The organism is Roseococcus sp. GW821-FHT12F05 (assembly GCF_058806835.1).
Window position 1 is genome coordinate 709,040 of the sequence record NZ_JBXAQB010000003.1, and the last position, 23,031, is coordinate 732,070.

Sequence of the window (23,031 nt, forward strand, 5' to 3'; positions counted from 1 at the left end):
CCGACATGAGCGAGACGGGACAGCAATTCGTCGAAGCCTACGAGGCCAACAAGGCGCTGCTGGACAAGGCCGGCATCGACACGATGGAGCATGACGCCTGCGGCGTCGGCATGGTCGCGGCACTCGACGGCAAGCCCTCGCGCGCCGTCGTCGAGGCCGGCATCAACGCGCTCAAGGCCGTCTGGCACCGCGGCGCCGTGGACGCCGACGGCAAGACCGGCGACGGCGCCGGCATCCATGTGGAGATTTCCCCGGGATTCTTCGAGCAGGCCGTCCGCGACGGCGGCGACAAGATCAAGCCCGGCCGCATCGCGGTCGGCCAGGTGTTTCTCCCCAAGACCGATTTCGGCGCGCAGGAGCGCTGCCGCCAGATCGTCGAGACCGAGATCCTGGCCGGCGGCTACGGCATCTACGGCTGGCGCCAGGTGCCGATCGACGTCTCCGTCATCGGCGAGAAGGCGAACGCCACGCGCCCCGAGATCGAGCAGATCCTCATCTACGACCCTGATGAGCGCGACGCCGCGACCATGGAGCGCGACCTCTACGTCATCCGCCGGCGGATCGAGAAGCAGGCCATCGCGGCGCAGATCCCCGAGCTCTACCTGTGCTCGCTCTCCTCGCGCAGCATCGTCTACAAGGGCATGTTCCTCGCGGAATCGCTGACCCAGTTCTATCCCGACCTGACGGACGAGCGCTTCGTCTCGCGCTTCGCCATCTTCCACCAGCGCTACAGCACCAACACCTTCCCGACCTGGCGGCTGGCGCAGCCCTTCCGCATGATCGCGCATAACGGCGAGATCAACACGCTCTCGGGCAACGTGAACTGGATGAAGGCGCACGAGACGCGCCTCTCGCACCCGCTGCTCGACGCCCAGCTGGACGACATCAAGCCGGTCATCCAGGCCGGCGGCAGCGACACGGCGAGCCTCGACAACGTCTTCGAGCTGCTGGTGCGCGGCGGGCGCGACGCGCCCATGGCCAAGGCCATGCTCATCCCGGAATCGCTCGGCAGCAACGCCACGATGCCGCCGGCGCATCACGACTTCTTCCTCTACTGCAACGCCGTCATGGAGCCCTGGGACGGGCCGGCCGGCCTCTGCGCGACCGACGGCCGCTGGGTCGTCGCCGGCCTCGACCGCAACGGGTTGCGCCCGCTGCGCTACACCGTGACGCGGACCGGCCTGCTCTTCGTCGGCTCCGAGACGGGCATGGTGAAGATCGCCGAGGATGCGATCGCCGCGAAGGGCCGCGTCGGCCCCGGCCAGTGCATCGGCGTGGACCTCGACGAGGGCCGCCTCTACCTCGACGACGAGCTGAAGGACACGCTCGCCGCCCGCAAGCCCTTCGGCCAGTGGGTGAGCCGCACCACGCCGATCGACCACATCGTGAAGTCGCGCGCCGTCGCCTGCGAGCCGATGGCCGGCGAGGGGCTGCGCCGCGCCCAGCGCGCCATGGGCTACACGCTCGAGGAGCTGGAGCAGATCCTCCATCCGATGGTGGAAGACGCGCAGGAGGCCGTCGGCAGCATGGGCGACGACACGCCCATCGCCGTGCTCTCCAGCCAGTATCGCGGCCTGCACCACTACTTCCGGCAGAGCTTCAGCCAGGTCACCAACCCGCCCATCGACAGCCTGCGCGAGACGCGGGTGATGTCGCTGAAGACCCGCCTCGGCAATCTCGGGAACATCCTCGACGAGGACCCGACGCAGTGCGACATGCTCATGCTGGACAGCCCCGTGCTCTCCAGCGCCGAGTTCGCGGCGATGCGCGACTACATGGGCACCGACGCCTGCGAGGTGGACTGCACCTTCGAAGCGGCCGCCGGCGAGGCCGGGCTGCGCCAGGCGCTGCTCCGCATCCGCCGCGAGGCGGAGGAGGGGGTGCGCAGCGGCTGCCAGCACGTCGTGCTCACCGACGAGCACCAGGGGCCCGAGCGCGCGGTCATCCCGATGATCCTCGCGGTCTCGGCGGTGCACACGCATCTGGTGAAGACCTCGCTGCGCACCTTCGTCAGCCTGAACGTGCGCTGCGCGGAATGCCTGGACGTCCACTACTTCGCGGTGCTGATCGGCGCCGGCGCCACCACGGTGAACGCCTATCTGGCCGAGGCCTCCGTGGCCGACCGCCACCGGCGCGGCCTCTTCGGCAAGACCACGCTCGCAGAGGCGATCGGCAAGTACAAGAAGGCCGTGGACAAGGGGCTGCTGAAGGTGATGTCCAAGATGGGCATCTCCGTCGTCTCCTCCTATCGCGGCGGCATGAACTTCGAGGCGATCGGACTCTCCCGCGCGCTGGTCGCTGAGTTCTTCCCGGGCGTGGCCTCGCGCATCTCGGGCATCGGCCTCGCGGGCCTCGCCCGGCGGGTGCTGGCGCTGCACGAGAAGGCCTTCGGGCCCGAGATTCCGACGCTCCCGGTGGGCGGCCTCTACAAGCTGCGCCAGAAGGGCGAGGCGCATGCCTTCGGCGGGACGCTGATCCATACGCTGCAGAAGGCGGTGGAGACCGACAGCTACCAGACCTTCAAGCGCTACAGCGAGGCCGTGCGCAAGCAGCCGCCCGTGGCGCTGCGCGACCTGCTGGACTTCCGCACGGACAACGTGAAGCCCGTCGCGATCGAGGAGGTCGAGAGCATCACCGAGATCCGCAAGCGCCTGCTGGCGCCCGGCATCTCCCTCGGCGCCCTCAGCCCCGAGGCGCACGAGACGCTCTCGATCGCCATGAACCGCATCGGCGCCCGCAGCGACAGCGGCGAGGGCGGCGAGGACCCCGCGCGCGCCAAGCCGCGGCTGAACGGCGACAACGCCAACTCGGCCATCAAGCAGATCGCCTCGGGCCGCTTCGGCGTCACCGCCGAGTACCTGAACAACTGCCGCGAGATCGAGATCAAGGTGGCCCAGGGCGCCAAGCCCGGCGAGGGCGGGCAGCTGCCGGGCTTCAAGGTCACGGGGCTGATCGCGAAGCTGCGGCACTCCACCCCGGGTGTGATGCTGATCTCGCCGCCGCCGCACCACGACATCTACTCGATCGAGGACCTGGCGCAGCTCATCTACGACCTGAAGCAGATCAACCCGGAGGCCTCGGTCTGCGTGAAGCTGGTCTCGCGCTCGGGCATCGGCACGATCGCGGCCGGCGTGGCCAAGGCCAAGGCCGACGCCATCCTGGTCTCGGGCCATTCGGGCGGTACGGGCGCCTCGCCGGTGACCTCGATCAAGTATGTCGGGCTGCCCTGGGAGATGGGGCTGACCGAGACGCACCAGGTGCTGCTGCTCAACCGTCTCCGGCATCGCGTGAAGCTGCGCACCGATGGCGGCCTCAAGACCGGGCGCGACATCGTGGTCGCGGCCATGCTCGGAGCCGAGGAATTCGGCATCGGCACGGCCTCGCTGGTGGCCATGGGCTGCATCATGGTCCGCCAGTGCCACAGCAACACCTGCCCGGTCGGCGTCTGCACGCAGGACGATGCGCTCCGGGAAAAGTTCACGGGCACGCCGGAGAAGGTCATCACCCTCTTCAGCTTCGTGGCGGAGGAAGTGCGCGAGATCCTGGCCTCGCTGGGCTTCCGCAAGATCGAGGAGATCATCGGCCGGACGGACCTGCTCAAGCAGGTCAGCCGCGGCGCCGACGACCTGGACGACCTCGACCTCAACCCGCTGCTGGTGAAGGCCGATGCCGGCCCGCACAAGCCCTACTGCACGATCGAGGGCCGCAACGAGGTGCCGGAGACGCTGGACGCGGACATGATCCGCGACGCGGCGCCGCTCTTCGACCGCGGGGAGAAGATCCAGCTCGCCTACAACATCCGCAACACGCACCGCGCGATCGGCACCAAGGTCTCGTCGAAGATCGTGCGGCAGTACGGGATGAGCGGGCTGCAGGACGGGCACCTCACGGTGCGGCTGCGCGGCAGCGCGGGCCAGTCGCTGGGCGCCTTCGGCGTGAAGGGGCTCAAGCTCGAGGTCTACGGCGACAGCAACGACTATGTGGGGAAGGGGCTCTCGGGCGCCACCATCGTGGTCCGGCCGGCGCCTTCCTCGGGGCTGATCTGGAACGAGAACTCCATCATCGGCAACACCTGCCTCTACGGCGCGACGGCGGGCGCGCTCTTCGCGGCGGGCCGCGCGGGCGAGCGCTTCGCGGTGCGCAACTCCGGCGCCATCACCGTGGTCGAGGGCGTGGGCGCCAATGCCTGCGAGTACATGACCGGCGGCACGGTGGTGATCCTGGGCGAGGTCGGCGACAACTTCGGCGCCGGCTTCACGGGCGGCGCGGCCTTCGTCTACGACCCCGCCGGCACCTTCGAGTGCCGGATTAACCCGGACACGCTGCAGTGGCAGAAGCTGGGCTCGGCCTTCTGGGAGGGCGAGCTGCGCCGGCTGCTGGAGCGGCACGTGGCGGAGACGGCGAGCCGCCATGCGGCGCGGCTGCTGAACGACTGGAACACGGAGCGGGACGCCTTCTGGCACGTGGTGCCGAAGGAATACGCGAAGTACCTGGAGCGGCCGATGACGGAGGTCGCCGAAGCGGCGGAGTGATGTGGGTCCAGGGAGCGGTGAACCTACAGGTTCACCCCGTGCCGGGTGAGCGCGAGAGGGCGGCGCCCTCTCGCTACCCTCCCGTAAAGGCCCCCGTCCTGCTGTCGTAGGGAAACGTCCCCAGCCCCCGGCTGGCGTAGAATCCGCGGCAGGCCGCGGCGCCGTCGAGGAACTCGGTCTCTCCCTCATAGAATCCGGCGAAGGGATCCTCCGGCTTCACGCCGCGGTTGTCGGACGACACCCAGTCGTCCTGGCACCCATGCTGGATCTTGGTGACCAGCGACCGGTTGACCCGCCGCAGGAGCTCGGCCGCCTCCGCGCCGTAGCTGCCGCGCTTGCCGCCGTTCTGGGCGGTCACGCGCACGCGCTGCCAGGCGCCGCGCCATTTCTGCCAGATGCCCATGAGGTCGTAGTCGGAGACGTAGATGGCCGCGTCGATGATGGGCTCGCCGTTCCGGAACAGGGGCGCCCCATTCGCGTCGCGCCGCAGCTTGTGCATGGAGACGACGCCGGAATCGCCCGTCTTCTTCGAGACCGCGCCGATCTTGGCCGGCAGCAGCCCCTGCCAGGCATAGGCGCTGGCCTTGGGGCAGCGCACGACGATGCAGAAGCCGGGCTGGCTCGCCGTGAAGGCGCGCAGCGCCGCGACATCGGCCGGCAGCATGCCGGCCTGCCGCGCCAGCCTGATGTCCTTCTCCGACACGCCGCCGGCCCGCGCCTCGTGGTCGCGGGCCAGGGTCATGATCTCTCCAAGCGTGATCATCGCGCCAACCTCTCCTGCGCGTCATGTTTGTGGGAAGCTGCGGGGGAATGGAACGCCCGCAACTGTCGCGTGTGTCGCGCCGTGCGACGACTTCCGGGAATCGCGTGCGAGTGGCATAGATGCCGCGTGCGTATCCTCTATCATCTGCCGCTTTCGCCTTTTGCGCGGAAGGTCCGCCTGGCCCTGGCCGAGAAGCGAATCCCCTTCGAGCTCCGCGTCGAGAAGGTGTGGGAGCGGCGGCCGGAATTCGTGGACATGAACCCGGCCTGCACGGTGCCGGTGCTGGTGGAGGAGAACGGCCTCGTCCTCTGCGAGAGCTACGCGATCTGCGAATACCTGGACGAGGCCTATCCCGACGTCCCGCTCTTCGGCCGGACCCTGGCGGAGCGCGCCGAGGTGCGGCGGCTGCTCGCCTGGTTCGACAACCACTTCGGCCAGCAGGTCTACCGGAACCTGCTGTGGGAGCGGCACATGAAGCGCCAGCTCGGCCAGGGCAATCCGGACGGGGCGGCGATCCGCGCGGGCTACGCGAACCTCAAGACGCATATGGAGGTGATCGGCTGGCTGGCGGAACGGCGGACCTGGCTGGCCGGCGCGCAGCTCAGCCTCGCCGATTTCGCGGCGGCCGCCCATCTCTCGGCGCTGGACTACGTGAACGACATTGACTGGTCGCTGAATTCAGCGACGCGCGACTGGTACAGCCGGGTGAAGTCGCGGCCCTCCTTCCGCACGCTGCTGTCCGACCGGGTGACCGGGCTGGAGCCGCCGCCGCACTACGCCGACCTGGATTTCTGACCCCGGATTTCTGGCCCCGGATTTCTGGCCGGACATAAAGCGCCTATATGGCGCCCATCGACAGCGCCAGGGCCCCAGGACATTCCCGACGATCAGCGACCGACGCCGCAAGTGGAGGCGGCCCTGGCCGCGCCGCCCGTGCAGCGCGGGCTGCGCAACGGGCTGGTGCTGGGCGGGCTCGCGCTTGTCGGCATCGTCGCGCTGAATGCGCGCGACCTCGCGGGGCTGGGGACGGTGCTGGCGGCTTTTCCGCTGGCGCTGGCGGCCTCGCTGGCCTCGCACCTGCCGCAGCTGATGTTCACCGGGCTGGCCTGGCTGGCGCTGCTGCCGCAGGCGGAGCGGCCCTCGATCGGGCGCATCCTCCTCCTTCGCTGGTACCGCGAGGCCTGCGATTCCCTGGTGCCGGCGGGCGCGGTGGTGGGGCAGGCGGCGGTGACGCGGCTGATGATCCGCGACGGCATGCCGGCGGACCTCGCGGCGGGGACGGCGACGCTGGGGATCACGCTGGAGGCGGTGTCGCAGACGCTGTTCACCCTGATCGGCCTCGCAACGTTCCTCGCGCTCGGCCACGGGACGGAGGCGGGGGGCTTCTGGGTGGGGGCGGCGGTCGCCGCCGTCACGGCCGTCCTGCTGGTGGCGCTGCAGCGACCCTGGGCGCTGAACCTGCTGCGGCGGGTGCTGGAGCGCCTGTCGGTCCGCTGGCCGCGGCTGCAGCCGGTCTGGCTGGACCGCTTTCAGCGGTCGATCCTGCGGCTGCACGAGGACCGCAAGGCGCTGGCGCTCTCCACGTTGTCGCATCTCGGCTCCTGGATGATGGGGGCCACCGAGATGTTTCTTCTGCTGAACATCACCGGCTTCCCCGTGAGCTTCGCGGAGGCCCTGGTGATCGAGAGCTTCGCCCAGGTGGTGCGCAGCGCAGGATTTCTCCTCCCCGGTGCAGCGTTGGTTCAGGAGGGGGCGATCGTCGCCGCCGGCGCGCTGATCGGCGTGCCGCCGGGGATCGCGCTCAACGCGGCGCTGATCCGGCGTACCCGGGAGATTCTGGTGGGGCTGACGGGGCTCGTCGCCTGGCGCCGCGACGAGGCGCGTCAGCCGTAGGGCACGCTGGCCTCGGCGTGCCGTCCGCTGCTCCGCACCGGTCCGCCATCGGTCATGTCCAGCGCCACCGCCTCGGCCACGCGGATCCCGTCCACGCCCGCCGAGAGGATCCCGCCCGCATAGCCCGCGCCCTCTCCGGCCGGGAACAGGCCCTTCACGTTGAGGCTCTGGCAGTCCTCGCCGCGCTCGATGCGCAGCGGCGCGGAGGTGCGTGTCTCCACGCCGGTCATGACGGCATCGGCCAGGGCGAAGCCGGGCAGGTCGCGGTCGAAGGCGGGCAGGGCCTCGCGGATGGCGGCGACGGCGAAGTCCGGCAGGCAGGTCGAGAGGTCGGCGGGCGTCACGCCCGGCCGGTAGGACGGCACCACCTCGCCCAGATGCGTGGAGGGCCGTCCCGCCAGGAAATCGCCGACGCGCTGGGCCGGCGCGGCATAGGTGCCGCCGCCGGCCTGGAAGGCGCGCTCCTCCCAATGCCGCTGGAAGGCGATGCCGGCCAGCGGCCCGCCGGGATAGTCCTCGGGCGTGACGCCGACGACGATGCCGGCATTCGCGTTGCGCTCGTTGCGCGAGTACTGGCTCATCCCGTTGGTGACGAGCCGCCCCGGCTCGGACGCCGCGGCCACGACCGTCCCACCCGGGCACATGCAGAAGGAATAGACCGAGCGCCCGTTGCTGGCGTGGTGCACCAGCCGGTAGTCGGCGGCGCCGAGCAATGGATGCCCGGCGTGCGGCCCGAATCGCTGCCGGTCGATCAGCGATTGCGGATGCTCGATGCGCACGCCGATGGAGAAGGGCTTGGCCGACATCGCGACGCCGCGCTCATGCAGCATCGCGAAGGTGTCGCGCGCCGAATGCCCGATGGCGAGCACCACATGCCGTGCGGCGATGCGCTCGCCCGTGTGCAGGATCACGCCGGCCGCGCGCCGCGCGCCGTCGGCCGCCGTCTCGATGTCCAGCCCGTCCACGCGGCTTCCGAAGCGGTACTCGCCGCCCAGCCCCTCGATGGTCTCGCGCATCGCTTCGACCATCTGCACCAGGCGGAACGTGCCGATATGCGGCTTGCTGACGTAGAGGATCTCCTCCGGCGCGCCCGCCTTCACGAACTCCTCCAGCACCTTCCGGCCGAAATGGAAGGGATCGCGGATCTGCGAATGCAGTTTGCCGTCGGAGAAGGTGCCCGCGCCGCCCTCGCCGAACTGCACGTTGCTTTCGGGGTGCAGGACGCCGCGGCGCCAGAGGTCCCAGGTGTCCTTCGTGCGCTCGCGCACCTGCTTGCCGCGGTCGAGGATGATCGGCCGGAACCCCGACTGCGCCAGGATCAGCGCGGCGAAGAGGCCGCAGGGCCCGGTGCCGACGACGACCGGCCGTTCCCTTTGCCCCTCTGGCAGCCGCTCCGGCGCCTGCGCCACGAATCGGTAGCGCATGTCCGGCGCGGCACGGACCATCGAGCCGCCGCGCGCGAGCAGCGCCGCCTCGTCCGCCACCTCCACGTCGAGCGTGTAGGAGAGGATGATGCGCTTCGGGTTCCGCGCGTCGTAGCCGCGGCGGACGATCGTGTAGCCTTGCGCCGGCGCGCCGAGCCGCTCGGCCAGCGCCGCCCGCAGCGCCTCGGGCGGGTGATCGAGGGGCAGTCGGATTTCATGAAGGCGTAGCATCGCCGTTCACTCGTCCCGGGCCATGCTCCGCGTCAAGAGACGCCATGCATTTCCCCCCTCTCCCAAGCCGCCGCGAGCTTTGCTAGGAGGCGCGCCATGGCAGCCCGCAAAGACACATTCGACGAACGCCGCAACGACGCGGCCGCCGCGCGTCAGAAGCTCCTCGAGCGATTCAAGGCCCGCCCGCCGGCCGATGATCCCGAGGTGATCGCCCGCCTGGAGGCCCAGAAGGCCCAGGGCGAGGCCCGCCGCCAGCGCGAGGCCGCCGCAATCCAGCGCGCTGCCGAGAAGGCCGCCGCCCTCGCGGCCGAGAAGGCGGCCGAAGAGGCGGCGAAGAAGGCCGCCGCCCTCGCGGCCGCCGCCAATGCCGCGCAGGAAGCCCGCCGCCGCACCGCGGCGATGCTCGCCGCGCAGAAGGCCGAGCGCGACGCGCGCATCGCCGAGAAGAAGAAGCGCCGCTGAATCAGGCGGTTTTGTCACCGAAGCATCCTTTGATCGCTTCTGGACGCCGGATTACCCACGATTGATGCTTTGGGCAGGTCGCCCGGGCCGATCGGGAGACCTCCGGTGCGATTTCTGAAGACTGCCTTCCTGGCTCTGCTCGCGATGGGGGCCGCCGTGCCGGCCGTCCAGGCTCAAGGGTCTACCGGGGGCTTCGCCGGGGCGGGCTCCACCCTGGCCTATCCGATGCTGCAGCGCTGGGAGCGCTCGCTCGCGCCGCGCGACGGCGAGGGCCGCCCGCAGGTCGATACCGAGAACGGCCTCGACTACGAGGCGGTCGGCTCCACTGCCGGCGTCGCCCGCGTGATCCAGCGCGCGGTGGATTTCGGCGCGACCGACATTCCGCTCGCCGCGGCCGATCTCGAGCAGCACGGCCTCGCGCAGTTCCCGATCGTGACCGGCGGCATCGCCGTGGTGACGAACATCCGCGGCGCCGCGAACCTGCGCCTCTCCGGCGAGGTGCTGGCCCGCATCTATCTCGGCCAGGTGACCCGCTGGTCCGACCAGGCGCTGCGCGAGCTCAACCCGGGCCTCACGCTGCCGGACGCCGCTATCGCCGTGATCCGCCGCGGCGACGGCTCGGGCACCACGCACCACTTCACCGCCTATCTCGCCGCGGCCAGCGAGGAGTGGCGCGGCCGATTCGGCGCCGCGGCCGCCGCGCCGGCCTGGACGGTTGGCACCGCCGTCCGCGGCAACGCGGCCGTCGCAGAGCGCGTGCGGGCCACGCAGAACGCCATCGGCTATGTCGAGGCCAGCGAGGCCGCCCGCCTCGGGCTGAGCATCGCGATGGTGCAGAACCGCGCGGGCGCCTTCACCGCGCCTGGCCTCGCGGCCCTGCAGGCAACGGCGGACAGCGCCGAGGCCTACCCGATCATGGCCACCGTCTACATCCTGATGCCGCGCCGCCCGGCCTCCGTGGCCCGCTCGCGCCGGACGCTGGAGTTCTTCCGGCTGGCGCTGGAAGAAGGCGGCGACGACGCGCGGCGGCTGGGCTACGTGCCGCTGTCGCCGACGCAGGTGCGCGAGGTGGTGGCGTCCTGGCGCGCGAACATCCAGGGCGCACGCTGAGGCGCTGAATGCGAGGGGCTCTACCCTCATAATTGAACGAAGGTGCAGGAAACTGAGTTTCCTGCTGAGGGGAGTTTGAGGGGAGCGAAGCTCCCCTCAAAGATCCAGCTGAGTGGCCAATTCGGAGAACAGAAAAGCGCCCAGCCGCGCATCCGCCCCCGGCGCCGCGCAGAGCAGCGCTCCCACCGGCATCCCGCTCTCCGCCTCCAGCCCCGCCCGCAGCGTCGCGATCGGCCCGCCCAGTGCCGTGAAGGGGATCACGAAGGACGGATCCCCCGTCGTCCCGTCCATCGGCGCCACGTCCGGCGCCGCCGGCAGCAGCAGCAGGTCGTCCGGCCCGCAGCCGCGCCAGAAGGCTTGCCGGAAGCGCGCGAGCTCGCGCAGCGCGGCGTGGTACTCCTCTTCCGGGATGGCCAGGCCTGCCTCGATATCCGCCGCCAGCCGCGGCGAGATCAGCTCCTTCGGCAGCCGCGCATGGGTGCGCCCGGCCTCGGCCAGCAGCACGCGCCGATGCGCTGTCAGCACCGCCTCCAGCGACACCGCCGATTCCGCCCGGCTCACCCGCAGCCCCGCGCCGCGCAGCATCTCCGCGAAGCCGGCGAGCCGCGCCGCCGTGCCAGGCTGCGTCAGCCGCGCGATCAGCGCGTCCTCCAGCATCAGGATACGCGGCGGCGGCGCCTTGGGCTCCGCCAGCCGCAGATGCGCGGCCGCGTAGCCGCTCGCCAGATAGGCCGCGTCCTGCGCCGAGGCGCCGAAGGCCCCCACCGTGTCGAAGGACGGCGCCAGCGGCACGATGCCGACGCCGCCGATCGCCAGGGTCGAGGGCTTGAAGGCGCAGGTGCCCGTATAGGCCGCCGGCCGGTTCACGCTGCCCGCCGTCTGCGTGCCCAGCGCCAGCGGCACCGTGCCGGCCGCGATCGCCGCGCCCGACCCGGCCGAAGAGCCGCCGGGCGTGCGCCGGAGGTCCCAGGGATTCCGCGTCGGCGGGGCAGGGGAGAAATAGGCGTATTCCGTCGTGTGCACCTTGCCCAGCACGATGGCGCCGGCCGCGCGCAGATGCGCCACCACCGTTGCATCCGCCGTGGCCGGCGGCAGCTCGGCGCGCGAGGGGCTGAAGGCCCGCGTCGGCAGGCCGCGCACGTCGATCACGTCCTTCACCGCGAAGGGGATGCCGTGCAGCGGGCCGCGCCGCACGCTCTCGGCGTCCAGCGCGCGCGCCGTGGCCAGCGCCTCGTCGGCGAGCACGTGGATCCAGGCCTGCACCGCGCCGTCCACCGCGGCGATCCGGTCCAGGCAGCGCCGCACCAGCGCCTCGGAGGTCAGCTCGCCGGAGCGCATCGCAGCCGCGAAGTCGCGGAGACGTCCGGCATCGGACACATATTCGCTCACGGGGATCTCCTGGCCGGGGGTGCGGCAGCGTCTCACCCCGGCCTTCCGCCGTGAAGACGGCCCAAACGCATAGGAGGGGGCGCATGGGAGGCCTGGATATTGCTAGCCTCCCGGCGGCACAGCATCACGGATCCGGGCATGGAACAGGACGTCTACGCGGCGCGCGGCTACGGCGCGCATCAGGTCGGCTTCGGCGAGAAGCCGGGCCTCGTCGTCATCGACTTCCAGACCGGCTTCACCGACCCGGCCTATCCGCTGGGCGGCGCGCCCATGGTCGAGCGCGCGGTGGTCCACACCGCCCGCGTGATGCGCGCGGCGAAGGCGGCCGGCATCCCCGTCATCGCCTGCGTCGTCGCCTTCGACGGGCCCCGCGGCGCGCCGCACTGGAAGATCGCCTCCGTCCTCGACATGCAGGCCGGCGACCCCGCCACCCGCCTCGACCCGCGCATCGCCGCCGAGGGGCCGGACGTCGTGATGTCCAAGACCGCGCCCTCCATCTTCTTCGGCACCGCCGCCGGTGCCATCCTGACGCGCGAGCGGGTGGACACCGTCATTGTCACGGGCTGCATCACCTCGGGCTGCGTGCGCGCCAGCATCATCGACGCCTTCTCGCTCGGCTTCCGCGTGCAGGTGCCGGAGGATTGCGTGGGAGACCAGGACCAGGTGGCCCATGATCAGAACCTGAAGGATGTGGGGCGGCGCTACGCCGACATCATCGACGCCGACACCGCCATCAAGGCCATCGAGGCTTACAGAGTGCGCAATACGCCTTAGCTGCATGGGGGACTTTGTCCCCCATACCCCCTACCAAAGGCCGAGAGGCCTTTGGAAACCGGAACTTTATCGGCGGAACTTCAGGTCCAGGCCCTGCCGCTGCCAGGCGGCCTCCATCGCGTCCAGGTCCGTGCTGCCCGAAGGATTAGCCCGGCGCGGCGCCAGCCGCAGGCCCGGCGCACGGCCGGCGCGCCAGAGCCGCAACAGCCGCTCCAGCTCGTCCAGCGGCGCGGCATGGTCGTCCACGCGCAGGTCGATGTCCGGGAAATCCTCGGTGGTGACCAGCTTCAGCGCCGCGGACTGCCGGCCCCGCTTGTCCCCGCCCACGCCCTCGCCGGCCTGGAGCGCGTTCAGCATCCGCTCCGGCAGGGCCAGGTCCTGCCGCGCGATGAAGCTCGCCACCGTATCGCCGACAACCTCCGCGCCGGCCAGCATGTTCCCCGCCACCGACCAGCCCGTCCCCGAGCGCGACCCGCACCACTCGACGCAGTTCTTCCCCGTCCAGGCCGCGCTGCGGCCATGGCTGTCGATCGCGTGGATCTGCCGCAGGTGCCTGCCCTCGTCGCCCACCAGCGCGCCCTCGATCGCTGCCGCCGGCGAGAGGCCGCGCGCCATGGCGTCCAGCACGGCGGGGCCGAGATAGCGGTTGGTGATCGACTGGGTGGAGACCGCGCCCACCCCCGTCCGCACGAAGGGGCAGGAAGCGCCGACGGCCAGCGCGCAGGTGGTCACCGCCACGGCGAAGCTGCCCGTCTCGGGCTCGTGGGCGAGCAGGGACCAGGTCACGACGAATCCTCTCCGGAGCGCCCAGGTCGCGGCGCGTCGATGAAACTTGCACCGGGAGCTTGGGCAGGGCAAAGCCGAGTTCAAGAACACGACCAAGGCTTTCGGGAGAAGCTTCATGATGTCCAGCCCTGCCACGCGCCGCGGCCTGCTCGCCGGAGGGGCCGCTCTGCTCGCCGCCCCCGCGCTGACCCAGACTGCGCTTGCACAGACCGGCTGGCCCGACCGCCCCATCCGCCTGATCGTGCCCTTTGGCGCCGGCGGCGCCATCGACACGCTGAGCCGCACCGTCGCCGCGCGCTTCGCCGAGCACGCCAACGGCCAGACCCTGGTGGTGGAGAATCGCCCCGGCGCGGGCGGCGCCATCGCCGGCGCCTATGTCTCGCAGCAGCGGCCGGACGGGCTGACGCTCATGATGTCCGACGTGGGCGCCAACTGCATCGCGAAGGAGATGAATCCGGGCCTGAACTACGACCCGATGACGGCCTTCACGCCGATCATCCACCTCGTGAAGCTGCCGGGCGCCCTGATCGCCCATCCGGACGTGCCCCAGCGCACGGTGGCGGAGATCATCGCCGCGGCCAAAGCGCGGCCAGACGGCTTCACCTTCTCCTCGGCCGGGAACGGCAACGGCAGCCACCTCTTCATGGAGCTCTTCCTGAAGCGTGCGGGCGTCCGCATGGTCCATGTGCCCTACCGCTCGGGCGCCGAGATGGTGACGGCGCTGGTGCGCGGCGACGCGCAGTTCGGCTTCCCCACCGTCTCCTCGGCGTTGAACATGGTTCGAGACAACCGGGCCAGGGCGATCGCGGTGAGCTGGCCGGACGGCACGCCGCTGCTGCCGGGCGTGCCGGGCCTCGCGCGGGACCTGCCGGGCTACGACACCTCGGTCTGGCACGGCATCGTGGGGCCGGCGGGGATGGACCGCGGCCTGGCGCTCCGGATCAACGAGGTCTTCGGGAAGATCGCGGCCATGCCGGAGGTGGCGGCCTCCGTCCTAAACCAGCAGGCGGGACGGATGGTCGGCGGCACGCCCGAGCAGTTCGCCGACTTCATCCGCCGGGACTACGAGACCTGGGCGCCCATCATCCGCGAGGGAAACATCCGCTCGGAGTAGCCGTCCGGACCTTTCCGGGCTTCACTGCGCGCCCATGAGCACCCCAGCGATTCCCCGGCCCGCCGCCACCATCCTCCTGCTGCGCGACGGCACGGAGGGGTTGGAGGTGCTGATGATCTGCCGGGCGAAGGAGGTGGCCTTCGCCGGCGGTGCGCTGGTCTTCCCGGGCGGCCGGGTCGAGGAGGCGGACGCGCTGCTGGCGCCCTCGGGCGATCCGCTCGGCGCCTTCCGCATCGGCGCGATCCGCGAGGCCTGGGAGGAGACGGGGATGCTGCTCGCCCGCCCGCCCGGTCCCGACGAGGCGGCCGAGACCGAGTTCCACGCCCATCTGCGCGAGAGGGGCGTGACGCCGGACCACGGCGCCCTGACCCATTTTGCCCATTGGATCACGCCCGCGCACAGCCCGAAGCGCTTCGACACGCATTTCTTCCTCGCCGAGGCACCGGAAGGGCAGGAGGCCGTGCATGACGGCCACGAGGCCGTGGAGGCGCTCTGGATTCCTCCCGCCAAGGCCGTCGAGGAGACCGAGGCCGGCCGGCGCACGCTGGTCTTCGCCACGCGGCTGAACCTGCTGCGGCTGGCGCGCTTCGCCACGGTCGCCGAGGCCCTGGCCGCCGCGCGCACCGCGCCGGTCGTCACCGTGATGCCCCAGCCGGAGCCTGACGGCGCCGGCGGCACCAACCTCCGCATCCCGGAGGAGGCGGGCTACGGCGCGGCGCTTTTCCCGGCCAAGGACCGGCCGGCGGCCGGCGGTCTCTGGCCCGGCCAGACTCCCCGGTAATCCGTCACTGGATTTCGGCGGCGGGGCTTCCCATGCTGGGGGCATGGACAATGCACCCCTCCCACCCTCGATCGAGACCCTGATCCTCCCGCGCGCGCATGACGTCGGCGGCTTCGAGGTCCGCCGCGCCTTGCCGACGAAGGAGCGCCAGATGATCGGGCCCTTCATCTTCTTCGACCAGATGGGCCCCGGCGAGTTCCTCACCGGCCATGGGCTCGACGTGCGGCCGCACCCGCATATCGGCCTCTCCACCGTGACCTATCTCTTCGAGGGCGAGGTCTATCACCGCGACACGCTGGGCAGTTCCCAGCCGATCCGGCCCGGCGCGCTCAACTGGATGACGGCCGGGCAGGGGATCGCCCATTCCGAGCGGACCGACCCGGCGCTGCGGTCCCATTCCAACACGCTCTTCGGCATCCAGTCCTGGGCAGCGCTGCCGAAGGACCAGGAGGAGCGCGCCCCGGCCTTCACCCATTACCCGGCCGAGGCGCTGCCGATCCTGGAGGATGGCGGCGCGCGCGTGCGGCTGGTCGCCGGCGAGGCCTGGGGCGCCCGGGCGCCGGTCGAGACCCACTGGCCGCTCTTCTACGCCGATCTGGAGCTGGCGCCCGGCGCCGCCTGGCCGCTGCCGGACACGCATGAGGAGCGCGGCGCCTATGTGGTCTCCGGCACCGTGGAGGTCGCGGGGCAGCGCTTCGAGGCCGGGCGGATGCTCGTCTTCCGGGCCGGCGACGCGCTGGCGATCCGGGCGGTGGAGGATGCCGGGCAGGGGGCTCGCCTGCTGCTTCTGGGCGGCGCCGTCATGGACGGCCCGCGGCACATCTTCTGGAACTTCGTCTCCTCCAGCCGGGAGCGGATCAACCAGGCCAAGGACGACTGGGAAGCCGGACGCTTCGGCAGGGTGCCGGGCGACGACAAGGAATTTATCCCCCTGCCGCGACTCTAGGATTGTTTTCTAAATAGGCGAAAAGGCCTAAAGGATTAAAGTCCCTGGCGCTTCGCCTCGCGCCAGGCTTCCTCCATCTCGTCCAGCGTGGCGTCGGCCGGCGTCCGGCCCTCGGCGGCCAGCGAGGCCTCGACGGCCCCGAAGCGCCGCTCGAACTTGCGGTTCGCGCCGTCGAGGCAGAGCTCCGGATCCAGGTCGAGCTTCCGCGCCAGGTTGGCCAGGACGAAGAGCAGGTCGCCGACCTCGTCGGCGAGACGGGCAGGATCGGCCTGCGGCAGCTCGGCCCGGAGCTCGGCGGCTTCCTCCTCGAGCTTGTCCAGGACGGCGCCGGCATCCGGCCAGTCGAAGCCGACCCGGGCGGCGCGCTTCGTCAGCTTGGCGGCGCGGGTGAGGCTGGGCAGGCCGGTGGCGATCCCGGCCAGCACGCCGGTCTCGGCCCGGGCGGCGCGCTCGGTCGCTTTCTGGGCCTCCCAGATGTCCACGGCTTTCGAGGCGTCGGCGTCGCCGAAGACGTGGGGGTGGCGGCGGATCATCTTGGCCGCGCTGCCGGCCGCCACGTCCTCGAAGCGGAACCAGCCGCGCTCCTCGGCCATGCGCGAGTGATAGACGACCTGGAGCAGCAGGTCGCCCAGCTCGTCCACCAGCATGGCGGGCTCGGGTCCGCGCCGGATGGCGTCCGCGACCTCGTAGGATTCCTCCACCGTGTAGGGCGCGATCGTCGAGAAATCCTGGACGACGTCCCAGGGGCAGCCCGTGTCCTTGTCGCGCAGCCGCGCCATGACCGCGAGGAGGGCGTCGATCGAGGGGGCTTCGGTCATGAGGGTCTCCGGTTGTCCACAGGTCTAGTTACCGCATAAGATTTATTATGGAAAAAATTAGCATGGGGAAAAGCCTGTGGATTCAGGCTCCAGCTCAGGCCGGTGCCTCCAGCACGACGCCGTCGACACCCATCTCCACCCCGGCCGGCAGGCGTGCGGAGACCTTGGCGAAGTCCATCCGGTCACCCTGGTGCGTCAGGATCGTCCGCCGCGGCCGCAGCTCGGCGACCCAGTCCAGCACCTGGTCCAGCCCGGCATGCACGGGGTTCGTGCCGGAAGTCATGCAGCCGACGACCCAGGTGTCGAGGCCGCGCAGCCGCTCGAAGCTCTCGGGCGGAAAGCGCAGCACGTCGGTCGTATAGGCGAAGCCGCCGATCCGGATTCCCAGCGTCCGCATGACCACGTGGTCCTGGTCGAAGAGCTCGACCGCCATGGGGCCGATCCGGATCGTCTCGCCGGGCGCCACGACCTGGCCCTCGAGCGCCGGCCGGAAGAAGCCCTCGGTGGCGGGACGGAAGGCATAGCCGAAGCGCTCCCGGACCTCGCGCAAGGTCGGCTCGGAGGCGAAGACCGGCAGCACCCGGCCCGTGGAGCGGTTGACACCGCGCAGCTCGTCGATGCCGGCGATGTGGTCCGCATGGGCGTGGGTCAGCAGCACGGCCTCGAAGCCGGCGATCCGGTTGTCCAGGAGCTGCATCCGCAGGTCCGGGCCGGCATCGATCAAAAGCCGTGTTCCGTCAGCCGCTTCGATCAGCGCCGAGGTCCTCCGGCGCCGGTTGCGCGGTTCGGCCGGATCGCACTGGCCCCAGTTTCCGCTGCCGTCAGCCCCTCCGACGGCCGGAACGCCCTGGGACGGACCGGTGCCGAGCAGCGTGACCCGCAGCCTCATGCAGCCTTGGTGAACAGACGATGAAAGTTGTCCGTGGTGATCGCGCCGATCTCGGCGACGCTCATGCCGCGGCACTCGGCGAGGACCTTGGCCGTATAGGCCGTGTAGGCCGGCTCGCAGCGCTTGCCGCGCAGGGGCACGGGCGCGAGATAGGGCGAATCCGTCTCCAGCAGCAGCCGGTCCTCGGGCAGCCGGGCCGCGACCTCACGGAGCTCGGTCGACTTTGGGAAGGTCAGGATGCCGGAGAAGGAGATATAGCCGCCCATCTCGACGGCTCGATCGGCCAGCCAGGGCGAGGAGCTGAAGCAGTGCAGGAGAAAGGGGAAGGCGCCCCCTTCCCGCTCCTCGGCCAGGATCCGGGCGATGTCGGTGTCGGCCTCGCGGGCGTGGATGGCCAGCGGCAGGCCGGTCGCGCGGGCGGCGCGGCAGTGGCGGCGGAAGCCCTCCTGTTGCACGTCGCGCGGCGACTTGTCGTAGAAATAGTCGAGCCCGCTCTCGCCGATCCCGATGACGCGCGGATGCTGCGTCAGCGCCACCAGCTCCTCGACCGTGGGCATGGTGCCCTCGGCCGCGCGGTGCGGATGCACGCCGACCGTGCCCCAGACCTGCGGGAAGCGGTCGACGAGCCGGAGCACGGCCTCCGCCTGCGGGACGGAGGTGCCGATCGTGACCATCCGCTCCACGCCGGCGGCCTCGGCCCGGGCCAGGATCTCCTCGACCTCGGTCTCGGAAAAGTAGTCGAGATGGCAGTGGCTATCGATGATCACGCGGTGACCTCGATCTTCCGGAAGAGCGGCGACGGCGGCGGCAGGTCGATCCCATCCAGCAGCGGCGTGGCCAGCGCGGCCAGGTCGCGCGCGCCGGCGGGCACGCCGAGCTGGTCGAGCAGCGCGCCCATGGTTGCGGGCATGAAGGGCTGCAGCACCGTCGCATAGGCGCGCAGCGCGGTGTGGAGGTGGCGCAGCACCTCGGTCATGCGGGTCGGGTCCGTCTTTTTCAGGGCCCAGGGCGCCTGGACCGTGATGTAGCCGTTGGCGCTGCGGACCTGCCGGAAGACCTCCTCCAGCGCGAGATGGTATTCCTGCGCTTCCAGCAGCTTGCCGACCGACTCTACGAGCGTGTCGAGGGGCGCCAGCAGGGTCGTGTCCATATCGCGCACGGGCGGGAGGCTGGGCAGCTTGCCCTCGCAGTTCCGCTGGATCAGCGAGAGGGTCCGGTTGGCGAGATTGCCCAGCACATCCGCCAACTCGCCGTTCAGCCGGTTGCCCAGCGCGGTCCGCGAGAAGTCACCGTCCTGGCCGAAGGGCACCTCGCGCATGAGAAAATAGCGGATCGGGTCGAGCCCGAATTCCTCCACCAGCGCGACAGGATCGATCACGTTCCCCAGGGATTTGCTGATCTTCTGGCCTTCGTTCGTCCACCAGCCATGGGCGAAGACGCGGGCCGGCGGCAGGAGGTCCGCGGCCATGAGGAAGGCCGGCCAGTAGATGGCGTGGAAGCGCAGGATGTCCTTGCCGACGAAGTGAAGGTTCGCCGGCCAGAAGCGCCAGAGTTCCGCGTTTTCATTGGGATAGCCGAGCGCGGTGATGTAGTTCGTGAGCGCGTCCAGCCACACATACATCACATGTGCGTCGTCGCCGGGCACCGGCACGCCCCATTTGAAGGAGGTGCGCGAGATGGAGAGGTCGGACAGGCCGGACTTCACGAAGCTGATCACCTCGTTCCGGCGGCTCTGCGGCGCGATGAAATCGGGGTTGGATTCGTAGAATTCCAGGAGCTTGTCGCCCCATTCGGAGAGCTTGAAGAAGTAGGAAGGCTCCCTCACCCACTCCACCGGCGCGCCCGAGGGCGCGTATTTCACGCCATCCTTCTCGGTCAGCTCATCGGGGCCGTAGAAGGCCTCGTCGCGAACGGCGTACCAGCCCTCGTAAGCGCCGAGATAGATGTGGCCGCGCTCCTGCAGCCGCTTCCACAGCGCCTGGCAGGCCTCGTAGTGCCGCTTCTCCGTGGTCCGGATGAAGCCGTCATTGGAAAAGCCCATGGTGACCGTGAGGTCCCGGAAGGCCTGGCTGACGCGGTCGGTGAAGGCCTGCGGATCCTCGCCGGCATCCTGCGCGGCCTTCTCCACCTTCTGCCCGTGCTCGTCCGTCCCGGTGAGGAAATAGACCTCGCGCCCGGCCAGCCGGTGCCAGCGGGCGAGCACGTCGGTCGCCAGGCTGGTGTAGGCGTGTCCGATATGCGGCTTGTCGTTGACGTAGTAGATGGGCGTGGTGAGGTAGATTGGCATGATCCGACCTATGGGCTGCCTCTAGCGCCCTCGCAAGGTGTCCATTGCGACCAGCACGGCCTGCCGGCGATCGAGCGAGAGCCGCTCCGTGTCCTGCACCAGCTTCCGGACGGCTTCCGAGGCCTCGGCCCAGGCCGAGAGCGGCCGTGCCGCGAGCCAGCCGGGCGCGGAGCCGCCCCGCGCGGCCTCGCGGACGGCCTGGGAGAGGTGGCGCAGCAGCAGGTTGAAGAAGGCGGGGAAGGCCAGCGCCGCCTCGCGGCCGCCGATGCGGTCGGCCAGAGCATAGGCGCCGTCGGCGCCGGGAAGGTTCTTCAGGGTCGCCTCGGCCAGCCGGGCCAGCTCCACCCCCTCGCCCGCCGCGAGCTCCAGCGCCCGGCCCGGCGAGCCCTCGGCCAGCACGGCCAGGGCGTCGCGCTCGCCGCGCGACTTCTCGGGCAGCCAGTCGGCGAGCAGCTTGTCCATGACCGGCCGCTCCAGCCCCACGAGGTCCAGCCGCCGGCAGCGGCTGCGGATAGTGGGCAGCAGCCGGCCGGGCGCGGCGGTAACCAGCAGCAGCACGGTGCGCGGCGGCGGCTCCTCCAGCGTCTTCAGGATGGTGTTGGCCGAGGCCGCCTCCATGGCGTCCACCTCGTCCATCACGACGACGCGCCAGCCGCCCTCGGCCGCGGTGAAGTTCAGGAAGGAGCGCGCCGCCCGAGCCTCCTCCACCTTGATGATGTGGCGCTTGCCCGGCTCCTGCTGCGGCTCCAGCACCATGAGGTCGGCATGGCTGCCGGCGGCGACGCGGCGCAGGATGGGATGATCTTCCGGAAGCTGCAGCGGCGGCGCGCCCTCCGCCTCGCGCGGCTGTCCCGCGAGCAGCCAGCGGGCGAAGCGATAGGCCAGCGTCGCCTTGCCGATGCCCGGCGGTCCCGTGAAGAGCCAGGCATGTGCCAGCCGCCCGGAACGCGCCGCGGCGGCGAGGCTGGCGGCGGCTTCCCCGTGGCCGTAGAGCGTGGGATTGGCGCGGGGCGGCGGCGGGATCACGGCAGGCCGAGCCTTTCTCGGCAGACATGGAGGATGGCGGCGCTCACGGCCTCCAGGGGCTGCGTGGCGTCGATGACCGCGAAGCGTCCCGGCTCGGCGGCCGCCTGATCCAGGAATGTCTGCCTGACGCGGGCATGGAACGCCGGCCCCAGCGTCTCGTAGCGGTTGGTCTCGCCGCGCGCCCCGGCCCGGGCCAGGCCGGCCTCTACGGGGAGGTCCAGCAGCAGGGTGAGGTCCGGGCCGACGGCGCCCAGCAAGGCGGCGCGAAGCTGCGCCCAGACCTCGCGCGGGGCGCCCTGCCCGCCCACCTGATAGGCCAGGGTGCTGTCGAAGAAGCGGTCGCAGACCACCCAGCTTCCGGCCGCGAGGCTGGGCTGGATGCTGCGCGCCCAGTGCTCGCGCCGGGCGGCAAAGTGGAGCGCCATCTCGGCCAGCGGATCCCAGGGGCGCGAGAGCAGCAGTCCCCGTACGGCCTCGGCGCCAGCGGAACCACCGGGCTCGCGCGTTCTTAGGACAGAATGCCCTAGGAATGCCAGATAGCGACTAAGAATTTTAACCTGGGTAGATTTACCTGCACCCTCGCCACCTTCGAGGCTGACGAATCTGGGAATCAAGTCCCGCTGCCCATCATCCGCGAGATCACCGCGGGAATCCGCGCCACCACGCCCAGCCGCTCCACATCGGCCCCGGCGTAGAGCGGCAGCGACATCGGCGGCACGCCGCGGCCGGAGACCTCGATCCGCCCGAGCTCCTGCCCCTTCACGACCGGCGCCGGCACCGGCGAGTCGAAGCGCACCTTGGCCTGCAGCGTCTCGCGCCAGCCGCGCGGCACCGTCGCCACCACCTCGCGTCCGCCCACCAGCGGCACTGTCGGCCGGTCGCCGAGATAGACCGGCACCTGGTCGATCGTGTCGGCGGCGCGGAACAGCACGACGTTGTCGAACTCCCGGAAGCCCCATTCGATCAGCCGCTCCGATTCCTCATAGCGCGCCCGCATGGTCGGCAGCCCCCCGACCACCAGGATCAGCCGCCGGTCGCCGCGCTTCACTGACGCGGTCAGGCAATAGCCGGCCTCCTCGGTGTGGCCGGTCTTCAGCCCGTCGGCGCCATTCACCTTGCCCAGCAACGGATTGCGGTTCTCCTGGGTGATGTTGTTCCAGCGGAAGCTGCGCTCGCCGTAGAGCCGGTAGGATTCCGGGTGGTCCAGGATCACCCGCCGCGCCAGGGTCGCGAGGTCGCGCGGCGTCATCCGGTGCTCGGGATCCGGCCAGCCGGTGGCGTTGCGGAAGGTGCTGGAGGTCAGCCCGATCTCCCGGGCCATGTTCTGCATGATCTCGGTGAAGGCGCGCTCCGAGCCGGCGATGCCCTCGGCCAGCGTCACGCAGGCGTCGTTGCCGGACTGGATGATGACGCCGCGCGAGAGGTCGTCCACGGAGACGCTGGAGGCGCGGTCCAGGAACATGCGCGAGCCGCCCATGCGCCAGGCCGCGTCGCTCACCTGCATCATCTGGTCCGGCCGGACCCGGCCGTTCTTGATGTACTCGAAGACCACATACATGGTCATGAGCTTGGACATGGAGGCGGGCGGCATGCGCTCGTCCCCCAGCTTGTTGATGAGCGTCGCCCCGGTCTCGAAATCGATGAGCACGACGTTGCGCGCGATGGTGTCGACCGGCCCGATCGGCGAGCTCGCCGGCGGGGCCGAGGGCGGCGCGGCGGCGGCGCGGGGCTGGGGGGGGGGGTCTTCTCCACATCTCCGAGCCCACGAGACAGTACTCATGATCTGGGGGGGGGGGGTTTTTTTTT

At 70.7% G+C, this 23,031-nt stretch carries 20 protein-coding genes; 9 read left to right on the forward strand and 11 right to left on the reverse strand.

The features are described 5' to 3' along the window. Positions 1-5 precede the first annotated feature (5 nt). The gene (gene gltB / locus AC1ROY_RS11760) at positions 6-4,532 is read left to right on the forward strand and encodes a glutamate synthase large subunit (RefSeq protein ID WP_493148992.1); all 4,527 of its coding nucleotides are present in this window, start codon (positions 6-8) and stop codon (positions 4,530-4,532) included. A gap of 73 nt (positions 4,533-4,605) precedes the next feature. Here the strand turns inward: gltB and AC1ROY_RS11765 are convergent, their stop codons facing one another. After that, positions 4,606-5,295, reverse strand: a complete 690-nt coding sequence (locus AC1ROY_RS11765; RefSeq protein ID WP_493148993.1) for a hypothetical protein — start codon at positions 5,293-5,295, stop codon at positions 4,606-4,608. Between the two features lie 126 nt (positions 5,296-5,421). On the opposite strand from AC1ROY_RS11765, the gene AC1ROY_RS11770 reads away from it, so the two are divergent. Together AC1ROY_RS11770 and AC1ROY_RS11775 are read left to right on the forward strand one after the other, a co-directional pair. Beyond that, positions 5,422-6,090 (forward strand): glutathione S-transferase family protein, encoded by a 669-nt coding sequence (locus AC1ROY_RS11770; RefSeq protein WP_493148994.1) that lies wholly within the window; start codon positions 5,422-5,424, stop codon positions 6,088-6,090. Between the two features lie 111 nt (positions 6,091-6,201). Further along, positions 6,202-7,188 carry a lysylphosphatidylglycerol synthase domain-containing protein gene (locus AC1ROY_RS11775; RefSeq protein ID WP_493148995.1) on the forward strand — a complete coding sequence of 329 codons (987 nt, stop codon included), beginning with the start codon at positions 6,202-6,204 and terminating at the stop codon, positions 7,186-7,188. Here the strand turns inward: AC1ROY_RS11775 and AC1ROY_RS11780 are convergent. Next, a complete protein-coding gene (locus AC1ROY_RS11780) occupies positions 7,179-8,843 on the reverse strand; it encodes an NAD(P)/FAD-dependent oxidoreductase (protein ID WP_493148996.1) in 1,665 nt (554 codons plus the stop codon). The two genes, AC1ROY_RS11775 and AC1ROY_RS11780, sit on opposite strands and share 10 nt — an antisense overlap. A gap of 96 nt (positions 8,844-8,939) precedes the next feature. Between AC1ROY_RS11780 and AC1ROY_RS11785 the strand changes: the two genes are divergently transcribed. Together AC1ROY_RS11785 and pstS are read left to right on the forward strand one after the other, a co-directional pair. Then, complete coding sequence (locus AC1ROY_RS11785) at positions 8,940-9,305, forward strand: DUF6481 family protein (protein ID WP_493148997.1); 366 nt, start codon at positions 8,940-8,942, stop codon at positions 9,303-9,305. 105 nt (positions 9,306-9,410) lie between these two features. After that, on the forward strand, positions 9,411-10,415 hold the full coding sequence (gene pstS, locus AC1ROY_RS11790) for a phosphate ABC transporter substrate-binding protein PstS (RefSeq protein WP_493148998.1): 1,005 nt from the start codon (positions 9,411-9,413) through the stop codon (positions 10,413-10,415). Positions 10,416-10,511: 96 nt separating this feature from the next. On the opposite strand, the gene AC1ROY_RS11795 is transcribed toward pstS, so the two are convergent. Beyond that, positions 10,512-11,804: an amidase gene (locus AC1ROY_RS11795; RefSeq protein WP_493148999.1), complete on the reverse strand. Its 1,293-nt coding sequence runs from the start codon at positions 11,802-11,804 to the stop codon at positions 10,512-10,514. A 138-nt stretch (positions 11,805-11,942) separates the two neighbouring features. On the opposite strand from AC1ROY_RS11795, the gene AC1ROY_RS11800 reads away from it, so the two are divergent. Next, a complete protein-coding gene (locus tag AC1ROY_RS11800) occupies positions 11,943-12,578 on the forward strand; it encodes an isochorismatase family protein (protein ID WP_493149000.1) in 636 nt (211 codons plus the stop codon). Positions 12,579-12,644: 66 nt separating this feature from the next. Here the strand turns inward: AC1ROY_RS11800 and AC1ROY_RS11805 are convergent, their stop codons facing one another. Next, positions 12,645-13,364, reverse strand: coding sequence for a DUF1028 domain-containing protein (locus AC1ROY_RS11805; protein ID WP_493149001.1), 720 nt, complete (start codon positions 13,362-13,364; stop codon positions 12,645-12,647). Between the two features lie 115 nt (positions 13,365-13,479). Here AC1ROY_RS11805 and AC1ROY_RS11810 point away from each other — a divergent pair, with 115 nt between their 5' ends. From AC1ROY_RS11810 to AC1ROY_RS11820, 3 genes are read left to right on the forward strand one after another with little or no spacing between them, the layout of a single operon-like run. Further along, complete coding sequence (locus AC1ROY_RS11810; protein WP_493149002.1) at positions 13,480-14,478, forward strand: Bug family tripartite tricarboxylate transporter substrate binding protein; 999 nt, start codon at positions 13,480-13,482, stop codon at positions 14,476-14,478. A 34-nt stretch (positions 14,479-14,512) separates the two neighbouring features. Then, positions 14,513-15,259, forward strand: a complete 747-nt coding sequence (locus AC1ROY_RS11815; protein WP_493149003.1) for an NUDIX hydrolase — start codon at positions 14,513-14,515, stop codon at positions 15,257-15,259. Between the two features lie 43 nt (positions 15,260-15,302). After that, positions 15,303-16,205, forward strand: coding sequence for a pirin family protein (locus AC1ROY_RS11820; protein ID WP_493149004.1), 903 nt, complete (start codon positions 15,303-15,305; stop codon positions 16,203-16,205). A gap of 35 nt (positions 16,206-16,240) precedes the next feature. On the opposite strand, the gene mazG is transcribed toward AC1ROY_RS11820, so the two are convergent. The 7 genes from mazG to AC1ROY_RS11855 form a co-directional block, all read right to left on the reverse strand. Beyond that, positions 16,241-17,023, reverse strand: a complete 783-nt coding sequence (mazG, locus tag AC1ROY_RS11825) for a nucleoside triphosphate pyrophosphohydrolase (protein WP_493149005.1) — start codon at positions 17,021-17,023, stop codon at positions 16,241-16,243. A 94-nt stretch (positions 17,024-17,117) separates the two neighbouring features. Further along, positions 17,118-17,912, reverse strand: a complete 795-nt coding sequence (locus AC1ROY_RS11830) for an MBL fold metallo-hydrolase (protein ID WP_493149006.1) — start codon at positions 17,910-17,912, stop codon at positions 17,118-17,120. Further along, positions 17,909-18,679 (reverse strand): TatD family hydrolase, encoded by a 771-nt coding sequence (locus AC1ROY_RS11835; RefSeq protein ID WP_493149007.1) that lies wholly within the window; start codon positions 18,677-18,679, stop codon positions 17,909-17,911. The genes AC1ROY_RS11830 and AC1ROY_RS11835 overlap by 4 nt, the downstream gene beginning before the upstream one ends. Beyond that, positions 18,676-20,199, reverse strand: coding sequence for a methionine--tRNA ligase (gene metG / locus AC1ROY_RS11840; RefSeq protein ID WP_493149008.1), 1,524 nt, complete (start codon positions 20,197-20,199; stop codon positions 18,676-18,678). The genes AC1ROY_RS11835 and metG overlap by 4 nt, the downstream gene beginning before the upstream one ends. Positions 20,200-20,220: 21 nt before the next feature. Next, the gene (locus AC1ROY_RS11845) at positions 20,221-21,225 is read right to left on the reverse strand and encodes a DNA polymerase III subunit delta' (RefSeq protein WP_493149009.1); all 1,005 of its coding nucleotides are present in this window, start codon (positions 21,223-21,225) and stop codon (positions 20,221-20,223) included. Beyond that, entirely contained in the window at positions 21,222-21,839 is a 618-nt protein-coding gene (gene tmk / locus AC1ROY_RS11850) for a dTMP kinase (protein WP_493149010.1), read from the reverse strand. Before tmk ends, AC1ROY_RS11845 begins: the two co-directional genes overlap by 4 nt. Beyond that, positions 21,836-23,005: a D-alanyl-D-alanine carboxypeptidase family protein gene (locus AC1ROY_RS11855; RefSeq protein ID WP_493149011.1), complete on the reverse strand. Its 1,170-nt coding sequence runs from the start codon at positions 23,003-23,005 to the stop codon at positions 21,836-21,838. Before AC1ROY_RS11855 ends, tmk begins: the two co-directional genes overlap by 4 nt. Positions 23,006-23,031 lie beyond the last annotated feature (26 nt).